Origin of the sequence: Psychrobacter sp. 28M-43 (genome assembly GCF_014770435.1) — a bacterium.
In the GTDB taxonomy this organism is placed as follows: domain Bacteria; phylum Pseudomonadota; class Gammaproteobacteria; order Pseudomonadales; family Moraxellaceae; genus Psychrobacter.
In genome coordinates, this window is sequence record NZ_CP061739.1 from 857,431 (window position 1) to 874,691 (window position 17,261).

Below are 17,261 nucleotides of genomic sequence, written 5' to 3' on the forward strand. Positions count from 1 at the left end.
GTTAATAGCAATAATTTGGTATAAGTTTAACAGCACACTCGTAGTGTCAGCTATATTATAATTTGCTCTGTTTTATCGATGGTTTTACTTACTAATAGCGAACTGGTACCGTCTATGTACACTGATTCAATGAACGACTCTACAAATTCTAAGTCAGAAAAGGCTCGGGCTAACCACATGCCTGTAGCAAAATCACCACTGTCACAAAATAGAATCAATCCAGTTCAGCCGAATAAAACTGTAGAGCAGAGCAGTACCTCACAACAAAATACTGAGAAACATATCGCGACAGATCCTTACTTTAGTGTGCAAAATCTCATCGTAGGCTATGACGATACTATTGTCGTCAATGGTCTATCGTTGATGTTGGAGCAAGGAGAGATTGGTTGCTTCTTGGGTTATAGTGGCTGCGGGAAGACCACAGCGCTACGAGCAATCGCGGGACTGGAGCAAAGTCGCGGCGGCACTATCTATTTGAACAATCAGCGCCTAACTGAGAAGACAGCTCGTCAATCATTTGCAGTTGCGCCAGCCAAGCGTGGCATGGGCATGGTGTTTCAAGACTATGCTCTGTTTGGGCATTTAAGCGTGGCAAAAAACATCGCCTTTGGTCTCAATAAATGGTCAGCTGCTGACAAAAAAGCTCGAGTGGCTGAGATGCTAAGCTTAGTTGAATTGACTGAGCATGCGGATAAACGTCCTAATGAGCTCTCTGGTGGTCAGCAGCAGCGTGTGGCTCTCGCAAGAGCACTAGCCCCCAAACCAAAACTACTATTACTTGATGAGCCCTTCTCTAATCTAGATGTGGTGCTGCGTGAGTCATTGGCAATGAATGTCCGTGATATCCTCAAACGTACTAATACCACAGCGATTTTGGTCACTCATGATCAAAATGAAGCGTTTGCGTTAGCGGATAAAGTAGGGGTAATGGATAAAGGGCGATTGGTACAGTGGGCGCGACCAAGCGAGCTGTATCATGAGCCTGTCAGCCCTTTTGTCGCTGAGTTTGTGGGCGAAGGCGCGATGATAGACGGTATTATTAAAGAAGGTCATGTTGAGACGGCACTGGGTAATATCTATCGCCGCATGGAAGTCTATGATAAATCAGGACAACCACAGTACTGCGAATATGATTATCCAAACGGTACACCGATCAAAGTACTCGTACGCCCTGATGATATCATTCATGATGATGACAGTACGCAGACAGCCTTAGTCATTGGGCGTGTGTTTCGCGGTGCCAACTATTTGTACCGTCTGCAGTTAGACGACGGACAGACTGTCTTATCCTTGGTTGCGAGCCATCATAACCATGCAATCGGCTCGCATATTGGCATTCTGCCTTTGCTAGAGCATGTCGTAGTCTTCGATGAAAAAGACATCAATGCCACTACTTGGTCAGAATATGATAGATCATCGAGAATGGATGAAGAGGTTTAGCCATCTTTACAATTATTGAGCTGTCGTCTTAATTTACCGTTTAGCTAGAATATGTAAGTAACGACCAAGCCATTTGTACGGCTCTAACTGTGAGTAGCGTAACTCCATTCTGATTACTGCATCTGGGTCGTTATGACCGCCACGTTTGAGTGGTGCATAGTCATGAAATACTCGTAGACCACTGCTACGTACCGTCTGATAATCATGCGCTTTGAGCCAAGACTCGACTTCTTCTTTGGCCACGGGATGGTTGGGGGTGAGGCTTTTCTTATTGTCCGCTTTGTAATCGTTACCATCAAGTAAGCTATCGAGTAAGTTAAAATTCCCCATGATAAGATTGCGATAGTCAAAACTCGCTGGGTTGTAGAAGCAGACAGATAGCGCGCCACCATCTATTAAGTGCTTATCAAAAAAGTCCATGACCGCCGCTGGTTTTGCCAACCATTCAAGTAGCGCATGCGACATAATCAAATCAAACTTCTCTGTATGAGCCAGTTTTTCTTCAAGCGCTTGATAAGGGCAAACATACCATGTTATGTCTAGCTTTTTATCAATTTTTTCTGCGCTCGCTTTCGCCTTCTCAAGCATATTTGCTGATATATCATTGATGACTACGCTATGACCTTGAGCAGCAAGTTCTATCGCAATTTGCGCAAGCCCTGCACCCACATCCAAAATACGTAAAGGTCGCCCGAGCGTCTGACTCATCTGCGCACTATATTCAAAAATATCACGGCGTAGTACAGCTAATCGAATCTCACCTTTTAAACCACCATAAACCTTCTTTTCGAAATGATCGGCAATGGCATCGAAGCTACGATCTGCTCGTTTGTCTTCTGCTGATATAGAAAGGTTTGAGTCAGGCTGGCTATCTTTATGTTTAATTGTCATAGGTATTTAGATCAATAAGTAAGAGGGTCAAATTAATAAAACTATTCAGTATTAACTAGCGTTTCAGGCGTCTGTTAATTACCCATTTAAAAACGACTTTCGCTAATACAATAACGACAAATACCACGATAATAAACACCCACATACCATTGCCTTGTAGGTTTTCTTGATAGGCTTTAGACAAGTATGCTGATAAAGCCATAGCGACTAAAAGTGCTCCCCAACGGACATAAGGGACAACGCGATTGTTATGGTTAGGAAAGCTAGCAACGTAATCGCTCGAAAAGCTGTATAGCACCATTGCTAAAATCCAAACAATTGCAAGAATGATATCCATAATAAAAGTAGCCTGTTAGGTCGTTATTTAAGTGCTATAAAAGATGAGGTAGTGTAGCGTTTAGAATTTTTTTGTCCAGTATCACTCAAAAAATAGCTGCATCAAAGTGGTTTAAATCATAATGTGCTCATGAGAATAATATGACTGTTGAAAACAGTATGCTTATGAAAGAATTATGGTTGTAAAAAAAGCATGCTCATGAAAACAATCAGTTCACGTCAGAGACAGTTATAGGTGTTGTTGTATTGGCTAAATATTCTAAGCATCCTAGTTGTTTGCTAATAGAGCTTATATGCAAACCACGTATGAGCTCTATGCTCAAGATTTTAGCGTTAAATCAAATGTCATGTTGAACTGTAGATAGAAATATAAGTATCCACTCAGTTAGTCAAAATAAATCTTGTCGAGCTGTAGCCAATAAGTATAGTATTTTTCTATTTAATATCCATCAGATACGGAGAATAAACAATGAAAACAATCATCACAGCGCTACTCGCCCTAGTATTTGCCTTTACATCTATGAGCCAAGCACAAGCTCGAAATACGCCCTGTTCGGGTAAGATGGGCGGGGTGTCTCATTGCTCAGCAGATGGTAAGTTCGTCTGTAAAAATGGCAAAATCAGCCAATCAAAAAAAACCTGTCATTAGAATTATTTTAGCGTGTATGGATAATTCAAAATATCACTGCGAATGAACCGCCTAGCTTGATTTTAATGGTACTCAGAACCCCCTAAATCAGCAAATTTGTGCTAAAATAGCTTCTTTTATTAAACATTAAAACTATCGCTATTTTCCTATTGTTTTGCACGTGTAGCAGTGTTTTTTTATGGTAACTATTTTGGTCATGACTGCCCATTTATGTGGCAGTATTTTTATATGATCTATGGGTGCCATAAGCGATGTGTCAACGTTAGAAAAAAATGTGAGTGAAGGAGTGTATATGAGCGAATCGGTCAGTCCTATTGGCATCGTAGATGAACTAAAGCAGTCGTATTTGGATTATGCGATGAGCGTGATCGTCTCGCGTGCGCTGCCTGATGTGCGTGATGGGTTCAAACCTGTACACCGCCGCGTGATGTATGCCATGCACGTGCTATCAAACGATTATAATAAGCCGTATAAAAAATCAGCACGTGTGGTCGGTGATGTTATCGGTAAGTACCATCCACATGGCGATAGTGCCGTCTATGATGCCATCGTCCGTATGGCGCAGGATTTCAGCTTGCGCTATCCAATGGTTGACGGTCAAGGTAACTTTGGCTCGATCGATGATGATCCTCCGGCAGCGATGCGTTATACCGAAGTACGTATGACCAAGCTGACCCACCAGATGCTCGCTGATTTGGACAAAGACACGGTCGATTGGGAAGACAACTACGACGGCTCTGAGCGCATGCCAAGCGTGATGCCAGCGCGTATTCCTAACCTATTGGTCAATGGTGCGACGGGTATTGCCGTTGGTATGGCGACCAATATGGCCCCGCATAATTTGACCGAAGTGATCAATGCCTGTCTGGCCTATGCTGAAAACCCACAAGTTTCAGCCGAAGAGCTAATGTCGCATATCTCAGGTCCTGATTTTCCTACGGGCGGTATTATCTATGGTCGCGCGGGCATTTTAGATGCTTATCGTACGGGTAAAGGCCGTTTGCATATCCGTGGTCGCTATCATATCGAGCCGATGAGCAATGCTGGCGTTAACCGCGATCGTGAGCGCATCGTATTTACCGAAGTACCTTATCAGGCCAACAAAGCCAAACTGATTGAGCGTATCGCAGAGCTTGTTCGTGATAAAAAAATCGAAGGCATTAGCGAAATTCGTGATGAGTCTGATAAAGATGGTATGCGTATCGCTATTGATTTGCGTCGCGGTGAGACGGCTGAAGTTATTGTTAATAATTTATTCTTGCAAACGCCACTAGAGTCTAGCTTTAGTATCAATATGGTGGCACTCGATAATGGTCAGCCAAAACTATTGACCTTGCGTCAGCTTATCGCTGCATTTGTTCGTCATCGTCAAGAAGTGGTAACACGTCGTACGATTTATGAATTGAACAAAGCCCGTGTTCGTGGGCATTTGTTAGAAGGTCTAACGGTCGCTCTAGCCAATATCGACGAAATTATTGCGACGATTAAAGCGTCAGCAAACCGTGGATTGGCTCGTGAAAGTCTATTAAATAATACATGGGGTTCAGGTAGCGTTGTTGCGATGCTTACAGCTGCTGGTAGTCAGTCAGTGCGTCCTGAGTTTATCGATGGCGAAGATCCTAAAGCGCCGTTTGGTCTGATCGAAGGCGAAGAGCGCTATCGCTTGTCACTTGAGCAGGTCAATGCGATTTTAGATATGCAATTGCATCGTTTGACGGGTCTTGAGCAAGATAAATTGACCGAAGAATACCAAGATTTACTGCGTGAAATCGCACACTTAGAGTCTATCCTTGGCGATTTTGATAAGCTGATGGCGATTATCTCTAATGAGATGATCGAGATTCGTGATAACTTTGGTGATGAGCGCCGTACCGATATCATCGATTCACGTATGGACTTTAGTCGCGAAGACCTTATCCCTGAGCAAACGGTCGTCATGACGGTATCGCGTACTGGCTATGCTAAGACTCAGCCGATTGATGATTATGTTGCACAAAAACGTGGCGGTAAAGGTAAGTCTGCCACAGCAATGAAAGAAGACGATGTAATCGATCATTTAGTCGTGACATCAACGCATTCTACGGTACTGTGTTTTACTGATAGTGGACGTGTCTTTAGTCTACGTGGTTTTGAAGTGCCGATTGCCAGTCGTGGTGCTCGTGGTCGTCCATTGGTCAATCTAATTGGTCTAAATAGCGACGAAACCGTTACGACGATACTACCAATTCCAAAAATCGTAGAAGAGCTACCTGCGAAAGGCGACGCATCACTAGCAGACGACCTAGTAGACAATGATGAGCTAGAAGATAGCAACCAAGCAGAGCCACCTTTTGTATTCTTTGCCACTGCCAATGGTACAGTGAAGCGGGTAGAGCTGAAGCAGTTTGCCAATATCAGATCGAACGGTTTGATTGCGGTTGGACTAGAAGACGGTGATAAATTGGTCAGCGCTCGTATCACTAACGGTAGCCAAGAAGTGATGTTGTTTGCTTCAAGTGGTAAAGCGATTCGTTTTGATGAGAATGACGCGCGTGCGATGGGTCGTACAGCTAAAGGTGTCCGCGGTATGCGTTTGGCTACTGATGAATTTATCAAATCATTGGTCGTTATCGAAGACGATGTACGTGAAATCTTGATTGCTTGTGAAAACGGCTTTGGTAAACGTACCTTTATCGATGAGTTCAATACACAAAATCGTGGTGGTGGCGGTGTGATCGCTATCAAGACCAGTGAGCGTAATGGCGCGTTAGTACGAGCGACTAAGGTTGACTCTACTGATGATATTATCTTAATCTCTGATAAAGGTACGTTGGTTCGTACCCCAGTTGAGCATGTTGCTAGCTCTGGTCGTAATACGCAAGGCGTAACACTGATTCGTCTGTCAAAAGACGAAAAACTGGTTGCCATGGCGCGTGTTGAGCACGAAGATAGCGATGATGAGCTTATCGATGCCATGAAAGAAGACGGTACGTTTGAGGTAGAAGGTCAGGAGCAGATAGATATTGATGCGACAACTGACGATACTGCAACTACCGACGCCGATGATGTGATTGATATTGCAAACGATCATAAACCAAGTGACAACCTATAATAGACTAACTATGCATAAGACGATGATGAGCAATAGTCTTGGTAATTAGCTTTTGAGTCTAGTCTCTTAGCATTTTTCTAGAAAAAAGCCTCTGACGTTGTCGTCGGAGGCTTTTGTTTTTTCATTCTCATTTTTTCAATACTGTAAATAAGGTTCTATTTTTTAAGGCTGTTGTTATGCTTACGACCAATCAAACTTTTCAGGGAACGGTTGCTTCGGTATCATCGAGCTTTTTATTCTCGATGATGTTTTTGTTTGGACTGTTTATGCTGCCCTTAACAGGGACGCAGGTAGCATCATGGCGTGTGCTCATGATGTTGCTCAGTTTGGTGATATTGGTCAGTTTGACTAAGCAGTGGCAACGTGTTTTTGATTATATAAAGACGCTAAAGACAGTCAAGGAATGGTTAATATTTATATTGCCAGCGCCAATCCTAGGTGGGCAGATTTGGTTGTTTATGTGGGCACCGGTCAATGGGTTTGGTCTCGATGTTACGTTGGGCTATTTTTTATTGCCGCTAGTGATGATTGTGCTTGGTCGATTCTTTTACCATGAGTATATGAGCATTTTACAGTGGGCTGCCGCGATATTTGCAGCGCTTGGCATCGGCTACGATATTGTTCAGTATGGTTCGGTCTCTTGGGTGACACTGTTTGTATGCTTGGGTTATCCGCCATATTATCTGCTACGGCGTACCCTTTCTGTACCGCCCATTACAGGATTATTGTTTGATTTGACGCTGTTGACACCAGTCGTGCTCATCGTGCTTTATATGACGGGCGGTTTTGATGTTGCGGCGCAAGACATGAAGTTCTGGTATCTATTGCCGCTGCTTGGTGCTTTTAGTGCGCTTGCGATGTCGCTGACGATGATTGCCAGTAGCAAGTTGCCAGTATCGCTGTTTGGGGCATTAAGTTATATCGAGCCAATGCTGTTATTTGTGTTGTCTATCACGGTTCTGAGTCAAAGCCTTGAAGAAGGTGGTTCGCTCTTTATGTACGGCATGATTACCCTTGCGCTACTGGTTATGATGGCTGATAGCATAAAAGGCTACCTCGTTCGTCAGCGTAATGACCGCTTGCATGGTTATAGAGAGCTTCAGATTGGCGGCTTTCCACCGCGTCGTCACTTTATCAATCAGCGTATCGATGGCGTGCTAAAAGCCCATCGTTTTCGCAAGATTCGTCGTTACCAAAAGAAGATGGATAAGATACAGCAAAAAATCGAACAACTTGATGCAAAATAAGCACTTAACTGCATTAAATTTACTCAATTTAAAAGTTTAGACACTAGATGAACAGTGGCATTGCTTATTCATTCTGACTTTGACATAATGCCGACCATGATGTAAGCCTAATACATCAAAAGCGTTCAACTTAGATTGCGCGACGACCTTATATGCAAAAGCCTCAGACGTTCTCGTCTGAGGCTTTTGTTTTTTTTAAAAATTGCCATGGATGTGCCCCAATCTTTAAAGGCTGTTGTGATGCTGACTACTAACCAAACCTCGCAGGGTACAATCACTGCTGTCGCTGCAAATTTTTTATACTCATTACTGTTCTTATTTGGTCTACTGCTGCAACCATTATCAGGTACGCAAGTCGCTTCGTGGCGCGTGTTGACAATGTTTTTTAGTCTAGTACTGCTGGTGAGCGTACTAAAGCAATGGCAGCACATTTTTGATTATCTAAAAACACTAAAGAACGCAAAAGAGTGGTTTCTATTTATATTACCTACACCGATTTTGGGCGCGCAAATCTGGATATTTATGTGGGCGCCAGTCAATGGCTTAGGGCTTGAGGTAACGTTGGGTTACTTCCTATATCCGATGACTATGATTGTTGTTGGCAGGTTCTTTTACAACGAAGACATGAGCTTACTTCAGTGGGCTGCTATCGTATGTGCAGGTCTTGGTATCGCTTACGATATTTTTGAGTATGGTGCTATTTCTTGGGCGACTTTGTTTGTTTGCTTGGGTTATCCTCCTTATTATCTACTACGCCGTAAGCTTGCAGTACCGCCTATTACTGGTTTGATTTCAGACCTTATATTGTTATTGCCAGTGGTATTGGTCGCGCTGTATATGAATGGCGGTTTTGAAGTAGCAATTACTAACCACAAGCTTTGGTATCTGCTGCCGTTATTAGGTATTATCAGTACCGCTGCGATGTCACTAACGATGGTGGCGAGTCAGAAGCTGCCAGTCTCACTGTTTGGGACTTTGTGCTACCTTGAGCCAATATTCTTGTTCATATTCTCAATCGCAATTTTAGATCGCAGCCTACATGATGGTGGTTCTATGCTGATGTATAGCATGATTTTTATCGCATTGCTGATTATGATTGCTGATAGCGCATTAGGTTATATGGCGCGTAAACGTGAAGACCGCTTACATGGCTACAATGAGCCACAAGTGGGCAGTTTTCCACCACGTCGCCGCCTGAAAAATCGCCGTATCAAAGGCGTGCTAATCGCGCATCGATTCCGCCAAATCAAAAAATATCAGCAAAAAATAGATAAAATGACGCGCAAGATTGAAGCATTGCATTTAGATTGATGTTGAAGAGTATAGTGTCTTAGGCGTAGGTTGAGATGTGAATTGAACTGACTTGGTAGGCATTGTTTTCCAGTATGTCTGCCAACTCACAGTATTAAAGAAGTACAAATTACGCTATTATCGAGAGCAGTAGTGCCACGATCGAGTAAACGTATGGTGCTATATCTGAGATATTATGGCTGATTTACTACAATATATAACTAGGACGGTTTATGTTACATCTTCATCATTTAGCAAACTCGCGCTCGTTTCGTATTATCTGGCTGTTGGAAGAGCTCGGCGCCGATTATAAACTGACTTGCTATGAGCGCAACAAGGCATACCGTGCTCCTGATAGCTTAAAGCAAGTGCATCCGATTGGTAATGCACCGATACTAGAAGCGGACGATCGTGTGCTGATTGAGTCAGGGTTTATCATTGAGTATTTGATTAAGCACTATGATAAAGAAGAGCAGTTCAAACCTGATGATAATAACGAAGCAGCATGGGAAGCCTATACGTTTTGGCTACACTTTGCAGAGGCTTCATTGATGCCCCTGTTGGTCATGCGTTTGGTATTCACCAAAGTAGTGTCTCAGTCGCCCATGCTAATCAAACCTATCAGCAAAAAAATCCAAGGTCAGATTGAAAAAAATATGATCAGTAGCGGTTTGGAGAAGATGCTAGATATGATGGAGCGTCACTTGCATGAAAATCACTGGTTTGCAGGTAGCGAATTTAGTGCCGCTGATATTCAAATGCATCTTGCGGTCGTGGGTGCCAATGCTGGTGTAGGTTTAGATCAGAGTAAATATACCAATCTTTTGAACTGGCTCAAACGCTGCGAAGAACGAGATGCCTTTAAGCGAGCAGAAAAAAAGGGTGGCCGTCTGAATTTTTAGAGGATACTGGTATAATCCTCTCTCAACGCTTAAGTAGCCATGTAGACCAAAGGCTTTGTTTATGAATAAACAAAGCCTTTTTTAGGATAATGTTATGACAGATCTAAATACCTCGAATAAAGACCATCTGAAACAAAATAGCCTAGACAAAGATGACAATCAGTCAGCAACTCAAACGTCACTTAATAAGCAAGATACCAGTATGCAAGAAAATAATAGACAGCAGATTAATAGCCAACAAGTCTCTATCAAGTCGTGGTCACAGAAAATTCTAGTGGTAATTCTGTGTGCAGCGAGCTTTTATGGTGGCTGGAAATCTTACGAATCAAATATGGTAAATGAGTGCACCGCCAATGGTGGACAAATGGTTGAAGGTCAAAAAACCATGATATGCCAATTGTCGTAGCTAGGCATACTCTCCGTTTATCTTATTTCTGTTATCGTTTTAGAATGAAGAGACGCTCTCGTAAGTCTGAGCCAGTACTCCTGATAAATAAAAGGCATCATTATGCTAAAGCTAACCTTTTTGGGTACCTCTGCAGGTGTACCGACCAAACAGCGTAATGTGACTGCACTGGCAATAGAGTGTCTGAATCCGCATACCTCTGGCGTACAGCAAGGAAGTCGTCAACAGAATAATCAGAGTAAGAAATCTCGTCCATGGGTGCTGATTGATTGCGGTGAAGGCACACAGCAGCAGTTGCTACATACCAAACTCTCATTGCATCAATTGGCTGCTATTTGCATCACTCATGTGCATGGTGACCATTGCTACGGTCTGCCAGGGCTATTAGCAAGCGCTGCTATGTCAGGACGCCGTGAACCATTAACTTTGATTGCCCCAAAAGCGATTGCTACTTTGCTTGATGCCATTACCGTCACTACAGAGCTGTATCTACCCTTTGCTCTCGATTTTATCGCGATTGAAGAGGTGTTAGCTGAGCAAGGTGATACGAATAAGGTTAACATTAGCTTAAGCGACCAACATCAGCTTGATATTGATATCACGCCGCTATCACATCGGGTTGCTTCTCATGCCTTTGGTATTACTCAGACTATTAGCCGCCGCATCCTTAATACAGATAAGCTTGTGGCAGATGGTATTCCAGCAAGTGCACTATGGGGCAAGTTACAGCAAGGCGAAGATGTCACGACTGAGGATAATAGGCAATTGCACTCAGCAGATTATGTCGACGATGAGGTACAGCGGACGCGAGTGGTGATAGCAGGAGACAATGATACGCCAAACTGTTTGCGCAAAGCCGTTGTCGATGCGAATTTATTGGTGCATGAAGCGACTTATACCCATGAAGTGCTAACTAAGATTCAAGCCAAAAATCCAGACTATGATCCGATGCATAGTAGCGGCCAATTGCTCGGTGAATTTGCACAAGCTGCTGGACTCAAAAATATAATTTTGACCCACTTTAGCGCTCGCTATCAGAACTTTGATAATCCAGATAGCGAAACGCCAAATATGGCACATATTCGCCTAGATGCTGAGAGCGTTTATCAAGGTAATCTTTGGTTAGCCGCAGATTTTGACCAATATATGGTTGATGGTGCAGTTGAGTCGGTAAGCAACCAAGATGGTAGTCAAAAGGGCAGTCAAGAAGAGAATCGCGTGCAGTATATAGGCTCTGCACGCAATGATTAGATATGGCTAAGCTTAAATATGATTGAGTGTTAAATATGACCTAGTGCTTACTGTCTTCGATAGCCAATTGTGTTTTACCACTCCAAAAACGGCTAAATTGGTAAGCAACTCGTCCTGAGCGACCACCACGTTCTGAGGCCCAACGTAGCGCATCCTTTCTAACCTTATCAGGCATAGACTGACTTGCCAAAATGTCCTTAGCATCATTATCCATATCAGCTGAGATTTTTTGCTGCTCTAAATTTAGATAATGCTGAACGATATGCAAATAAGTCTGCTGATCCATAGGATGGAAGGTGAGGGACAAACCGAACCGATCTGATAATGACACGGTTTCATCAATGGCCTCATAGGGGTTGACTTCATCCGTCTGCCCATTATAGATATCGACATTGTCTTTCATCATCTGCGGTAGCAAGCGACGGCGATTACTAGTGGCGTAGACCAGTAGTTTGTCTTGCTCAGAGTCTAGCGAGCCATCGAGAACGCTCTTTAGCGCACGATAGCTTTCGTCTTGACCATTAAAAGCGAGGTCGTCACAGTATACGATATAGCGGCAATGACAATCTTCTGGTAGGGCATTAATAGCAGCACGAATCTTATCCAAGACTTGCAGATCATCGCGGGCCACCTCAATAATACGTAAGCCTTCACTATGATGGGCTTGTAGCAAAGCGCGAATCAATGATGACTTACCGGCACCGCGTGTGCCTGACATCAATACATGGTTGGCAGGGTAACCTTTAATAAACTGGCGGGTATTCTGTACCAGTTTCGACTTTTGTGTATCGATACCATGCAAGTCATCTAAGCTTAAAAACAGGTTGACCGACAAAGGCTGCAGGTGACCAGTGCGTCCACCAACCCAGCGATAAGCAAGCTGACTCGGATCGATTTCAATAGTTGGTGTGACTCGCTCTTGTAAGTACTGACTGAGTAAGTCTAACAAAGGTGCGGGTAGGGCATAAGTGGGTTGATCAGATGGCGTGGTTGGGATAGTTGGTTGTGACATAGTGGCTCTAGCATTAAGGTTGTCTTTAATACCATACCCAAAAATACAATTAACGCTGCTGAAATTTCAGTACCTACAATCTTAGTACCTATTAATCGTAGTACTTGTAATCATTATTCGCGCTATTATTATCTTTGGAAATGATACGAATGGGAAGGCAATAATCTCACTATATTATGAGAAACAATACCATGGAAAATAGTGCCAGTAATCCGTCTATTACGCAAGCTTTGCAAGCGCAGGCGATGCAGCTATTGCCCATTATTACCCAAGAACTGGACACACAATACTTTAGGGAAATAGTGCATCAACGTATTGCTCAGCAAAGCACAGAACAAACGCAAGATATCAAAACGCAACATATCGACAATACTTACTTCCAAGGACTAACACGTGCCCAGCATCCGCAATTTGGTAGGGTGATGATTAAATGGCAGTTGAGTGATGGCACTTATCCTATCGCTTCTGACTTAACTCATGAAGCGGATATTTTAGCTGCTGTAAATGCTTCATCGAAAATCAAAAATAACGCTATCGCACCGCCACTATTGGCTCATCATTGCGTGGACGTTCAAATACTAGAGCAGTTGCAACACCTAGTTATAGTAGTCATGCCTTATTACCCTAATGGTAGCTTGGCGAGTCAACTGACCGCTTCAAAACATCTGTCATTGATAGCGTCACAAAAGCATCATTTTATCGTGAAGTCTGCATACTTGATAGCCAATTTGCATCAGGCTGGCTGGCTACATAATGATATTAAACCTAGTAATATCTTGGTTGAAGGTTCTGATGATGAGTGGCCAGCAGATACTATGAGTAATGATCTGGCCCCTAGATTGTTACTCACTGATTTTGCTTTATCACAACGTATGACGATGGCTAATAGCCAACCAAATCCTGCTGGCACACCAGCGTATCTCGCACCTGAGCGCTGGCAAGGTCAGGGTGCAACGGTGCAAAGTGATATCTACGCGTTTGGCATAATGATGGTTGAGATACTAACAGGGAAACGCCCGTTTCAAGTAAGCGCCAATAGCCATGATAAATTAAAAGTGTGGGCGATTCAGCATTGCCAACAACCTATTCCAACGTTGTCAGCAGAATATAGTCACTATCAATATATTGTTGATAAGGCATTGGCTAAGCGGGTAGAGAGACGGTATCAGGACATAGATAAGATATTGATAGATTTAAAGTTATTAGACAACAGCTGAATTTATTATTTTATTTTAAAAAGTGATTGTTTGTAGTATTCACATATTACCTAGTCGTTGTTTTTTATGTTTGAATGGATATTCAGGCTCATTTTAAGCGAAGTCGCTATAAACTAATTTGGGTTCCCGTATTTCATTACAATACAGTGAGAATATCATGGCTAAAGTACTTATCATTACCGGTGATTTTGTTGAAGACTATGAAAACATGGTTCCGTTCCAAGCACTACTAGCAATGGGGCATGAGGTTGATGCGGTCTGCCCAGATAAAGTTGCAGGTGATAGCATTGCTACCTCAATACACGACTTCGAAGGTGATCAAACTTATACCGAAAAACGCGGTCATAATTTTGTCCTTAATGCGTCTTTTGCTGATATCAATGTAGAAGATTACGATGCTTTGTATTTGCCAGGCGGACGCGCGCCAGAATACTTGCGTTTGAATGCTAAGGTCATTGCAATGATTCAGCATTTCGCAAATACTGATAAACCGATTGCATCGGTTTGCCATGGGCCACAAATGCTGACGGCTGCGGGCGTATTAAAGGGTAAAAAAGTATCTGCTTATCCTGCGTGTCAGCCAGAAATAGAAATGGCTGGCGCTGAGTATGTCGAGTTACCTATGGATGGCGCTATTACAGATGGCCAACTGGTAACGGCACCTGCATGGCCTGCCCACCCAGCGATGCTAAAGCAGTTTGTTGCTTTACTATAAGTATTAATTCGGGTCTGTTGAATGTTCAATAGACCCCAGTATCGAGAGAGGATATATGTGCCAACTTTTTATTAGTGCTGATGACAGCTTGTGGAGCTCTAAAACCAAATCACTTCGAATCCAAGGAGTTGTCACATCAATTCGTTTAGAAGTGTTTTTTTGGGATATATTAGAAGAGTTGTCATTTCGCGATCAAATGACGGTTAATCAGCTGATCACTAAGCTATACCTTGAATCTCTCGATGCTGACCATGATATTGGCAATTTCACCTCTTTTTTAAGAGTGTGTTGTTCTCGTTATTTGTCTTTAATAGCCGATGGCGATCTTTCTCGCGAAACAAGATTACCTTTAGAAAAAGTCGATGCAAAAAATATCATTCAACGTGAAACCCTCCGCAAAAATCAACGTAGTGCATTATTTAATGATAGTGAGGGAAACCTTTCTATTAATTAATTATGCCTATGGCAGGTATATGCAAGCATTGGCAAAGCGGGTAGAGATGAGCTATCAGAGTATGGAGGAAGTATTAAAGGACTTAAAAAGGTTAAAAAAGTAGATTAATACTTCTCATGAAATATTTTATAGTTCTAATACCAAATTCCAGACACAAAAAAACCTGCTAAAAAGCAGGTTTTGATATTTGGTCTAAGATGTACTATCCGAAAATGGTGGGGCTGGAGAGACTCGAACTCTCACACCTTGCGGCGCCAGAACCTAAATCTGGTGCGTCTACCAATTCCGCCACAGCCCCATTTTCGTTACTCTATCATCAAAAGCGATTAAACTCAAACGCTATCTAGACAGTTAACTGATTCGGTAGTGCGTCTCAGTGGTTGGCTATTATATAGAGTTTTGATTGTTTGGCAACCCCTATTTGCAATTATTTTTAATTATTTATCATTTATTTTTGATATTAATTTTAAGTAATTGATATTAATAATAATTTATTATCATGTTTTATGCGTTTATTTACTCTTTAGTTGGTACTCTCGGGGCAGAGATATCCAACTGCTGCAATTTGCGTGTCAGAGTATTGCGTCCCCAACCAAGTAAGCTCGCGGCTTCTATCTTTTTACCGCCGCTATGATTGAGTGCTGCTGTTAATAAAACACGCTCAAACTCAGGGGTTGCTGTTTGCAGAATATCAGTTTCACCCGTGCTTAGCGACTGCTCAGCCCAATCAGCCAATGCTTGTTGCCAACTTTGGCTTTTAGGCAACTGGCTACTTCGCTCATTTTGATGACTGTCTAACGCACTGCCATTTAATACATTGCTACTTTGTACCAAATGCTCTTGAGCGTCTTCCTGTGATGAGCCATGCTCTTCAGAAAGCACCGTATTAGGTGAGATGTTCTCAAGTAGCTCTGGTGGCAAGTCTGTCGCCATCACAGTATCACCAGTGGCCATCACGGTGAGCCACAAGCAGACGTTTTCTAATTGACGCACGTTACCGCGCCAGTCAAACGTTTGCATAATTTGCAATGCGGCAGGATGTAGATGCTTTGGAGTGGTATTCATTTGCTCTGCGGCAGACTGCATAAAGTAAAGGGCTAATGCAGGAATGTCCTCAGGGCGTGTACGTAGTGGTGGTAGGGGTAATCGAATGACATTAAGGCGATAAAACAAATCTTCGCGGAATCGGCTTTGTTTTACCAGCTCTTCTAAGTTTTGGTGAGTGGCTGCGATGATACGTACATCGACCTTTATGGGCTGTTGACCACCAACACGATAAAACTCACCATTGGCCAGTACTCGTAACAGCCGTGTCTGAGTGCTAAAAGGCATGTCACCGATTTCATCTAAAAATAGAGTACCGCCGTCTGCCTGCTCAAAACGGCCTTGACGCATCGTCGTTGCACCAGTGAACGCGCCTTTTTCGTGACCGAATAGCTCAGACTCGATCAAGTCATGTGGTATGGCTGCCATATTGAGGGCAATAAACGGTTGCTGCTTACGCGGGGAGTGTTGATGTAAAGCACTGGCAACCAACTCTTTACCTGTTCCAGACTCACCAGTGATTAAGACGGAAATGGGAGATTGTGCCAGCCTGCCAATAGCACGAAACACTGTTTGCATGGCTGGAGACTGTCCAATGATGCCGCTAGGGTTCCCATTATCTTTGGTTACGCTGGCACCTTTGTTCTTATTTTCTTTAGTTGTCTTACTAGAAGATGCTGCTTTAGGTTTTATCAGGTCTTCGGTAGACGTGTCAGACGTTGTATTGGTATTGGATTCATCTGAAAGGGAAACAGTCGTTGTTTCTAAATTAGGCTGATAGTTGATGGCTTTATAAATCGTTGCAACTGCATCATCTAAGTCAAAAGGCTTGGGCAGGTATTCAAAAGCACCAGTCTGATAGCTATTGATAGCAGAGGTAAGGTCTGAATGTGCCGTCATAATTACGATTGGCATTTTAGGGAAATGCTGATGGACCCAGTCGCTAAAAGACAATCCATCCATCATTGGCATACGAATATCGGTCAGTATGACGTCTGGTAATTGCTCGGCTGACTCTTGCTGTTTTAAAACATCATTAAGGCGAGTCCATGCTGCTTGTGCCTGAGTAAAACTGATAACGGTCAATCCAGCATCTTCAAACGTGTCTGCCAACACCATACGTAGGGCTGCATCGTCATCGATTAACCACAATGTTGCAGGGTGGTCGCTGGGTGCATTATTCACAGTTACTATTTGTGATTGTGGTGATTGATCATCGCTTTTAGGTTGGAGGTCGTCGCTATATTCAGTCATGTATTGGGCCTAATCAGCAATTATTGATGGTAAGTTGGGGATTGGGAGTTGAGCGTTAGGAA

15 protein-coding genes and 1 tRNA gene are annotated in these 17,261 nt (G+C 43.0%); 11 read left to right on the forward strand and 5 right to left on the reverse strand.

Annotated elements, in window-relative coordinates; genetic code table 11:
- Window positions 1-114 precede the first annotated feature (114 nt).
- Complete coding sequence (locus IEE84_RS03700; protein WP_224737883.1) at window positions 115-1,440, forward strand: ABC transporter ATP-binding protein; 1,326 nt, start codon at window positions 115-117, stop codon at window positions 1,438-1,440.
- Between the two features lie 33 nt (window positions 1,441-1,473).
- Here the strand turns inward: IEE84_RS03700 and IEE84_RS03705 are convergent, their stop codons facing one another.
- Both IEE84_RS03705 and IEE84_RS03710 read right to left on the reverse strand, forming a co-directional pair.
- Complete coding sequence (locus IEE84_RS03705; protein ID WP_191114890.1) at window positions 1,474-2,331, reverse strand: methyltransferase domain-containing protein; 858 nt, start codon at window positions 2,329-2,331, stop codon at window positions 1,474-1,476.
- A gap of 55 nt (window positions 2,332-2,386) precedes the next feature.
- On the reverse strand, window positions 2,387-2,668 hold the full coding sequence (locus IEE84_RS03710) for a hypothetical protein (RefSeq protein WP_191114891.1): 282 nt from the start codon (window positions 2,666-2,668) through the stop codon (window positions 2,387-2,389).
- Window positions 2,669-3,136: 468 nt separating this feature from the next.
- On the opposite strand from IEE84_RS03710, the gene IEE84_RS03715 reads away from it, so the two are divergent.
- From IEE84_RS03715 to IEE84_RS03745, 7 genes are all read left to right on the forward strand, one after another.
- Window positions 3,137-3,316: a YdcA family protein gene (locus IEE84_RS03715; protein WP_191114892.1), complete on the forward strand. Its 180-nt coding sequence runs from the start codon at window positions 3,137-3,139 to the stop codon at window positions 3,314-3,316.
- A gap of 292 nt (window positions 3,317-3,608) precedes the next feature.
- On the forward strand, window positions 3,609-6,407 hold the full coding sequence (gyrA, locus tag IEE84_RS03720; RefSeq protein ID WP_191114893.1) for a DNA gyrase subunit A: 2,799 nt from the start codon (window positions 3,609-3,611) through the stop codon (window positions 6,405-6,407).
- A 176-nt stretch (window positions 6,408-6,583) separates the two neighbouring features.
- Window positions 6,584-7,654 carry an EamA family transporter RarD gene (gene rarD / locus IEE84_RS03725; RefSeq protein WP_191114894.1) on the forward strand — a complete coding sequence of 357 codons (1,071 nt, stop codon included), beginning with the start codon at window positions 6,584-6,586 and terminating at the stop codon, window positions 7,652-7,654.
- Window positions 7,655-7,894: 240 nt separating this feature from the next.
- Entirely contained in the window at window positions 7,895-8,965 is a 1,071-nt protein-coding gene (rarD, locus tag IEE84_RS03730; protein WP_191114895.1) for an EamA family transporter RarD, read from the forward strand.
- A gap of 212 nt (window positions 8,966-9,177) precedes the next feature.
- Window positions 9,178-9,846 (forward strand): glutathione S-transferase, encoded by a 669-nt coding sequence (locus IEE84_RS03735; protein WP_191114896.1) that lies wholly within the window; start codon window positions 9,178-9,180, stop codon window positions 9,844-9,846.
- Between the two features lie 94 nt (window positions 9,847-9,940).
- On the forward strand, window positions 9,941-10,252 hold the full coding sequence (locus IEE84_RS03740; protein WP_191114897.1) for a hypothetical protein: 312 nt from the start codon (window positions 9,941-9,943) through the stop codon (window positions 10,250-10,252).
- A 102-nt stretch (window positions 10,253-10,354) separates the two neighbouring features.
- Window positions 10,355-11,503 (forward strand): ribonuclease Z, encoded by a 1,149-nt coding sequence (locus tag IEE84_RS03745; protein WP_191114898.1) that lies wholly within the window; start codon window positions 10,355-10,357, stop codon window positions 11,501-11,503.
- Window positions 11,504-11,543: 40 nt separating this feature from the next.
- Here the strand turns inward: IEE84_RS03745 and IEE84_RS03750 are convergent, their stop codons facing one another.
- Entirely contained in the window at window positions 11,544-12,515 is a 972-nt protein-coding gene (locus tag IEE84_RS03750) for an ATP-binding protein (RefSeq protein WP_191114899.1), read from the reverse strand.
- A 191-nt stretch (window positions 12,516-12,706) separates the two neighbouring features.
- Here IEE84_RS03750 and IEE84_RS03755 point away from each other — a divergent pair, with 191 nt between their 5' ends.
- The 3 genes from IEE84_RS03755 (at window position 12,707) to IEE84_RS13150 (ending at window position 14,901) form a co-directional block, all read left to right on the forward strand.
- Complete coding sequence (locus IEE84_RS03755) at window positions 12,707-13,732, forward strand: serine/threonine protein kinase (RefSeq protein ID WP_191114900.1); 1,026 nt, start codon at window positions 12,707-12,709, stop codon at window positions 13,730-13,732.
- A gap of 154 nt (window positions 13,733-13,886) precedes the next feature.
- Window positions 13,887-14,447: a DJ-1/PfpI family protein gene (locus tag IEE84_RS03760; RefSeq protein ID WP_323969952.1), complete on the forward strand. Its 561-nt coding sequence runs from the start codon at window positions 13,887-13,889 to the stop codon at window positions 14,445-14,447.
- 55 nt (window positions 14,448-14,502) lie between these two features.
- Window positions 14,503-14,901 (forward strand): ribbon-helix-helix domain-containing protein, encoded by a 399-nt coding sequence (locus IEE84_RS13150; protein ID WP_191114902.1) that lies wholly within the window; start codon window positions 14,503-14,505, stop codon window positions 14,899-14,901.
- 213 nt (window positions 14,902-15,114) lie between these two features.
- Here the strand turns inward: IEE84_RS13150 and IEE84_RS03770 are convergent.
- Window positions 15,115-15,199 (reverse strand) — tRNA-Leu (locus IEE84_RS03770).
- Between the two features lie 218 nt (window positions 15,200-15,417).
- Entirely contained in the window at window positions 15,418-17,199 is a 1,782-nt protein-coding gene (locus IEE84_RS03775; RefSeq protein ID WP_191114903.1) for a sigma 54-interacting transcriptional regulator, read from the reverse strand.
- Between the last annotated feature and the right edge of the window lie 62 nt (window positions 17,200-17,261).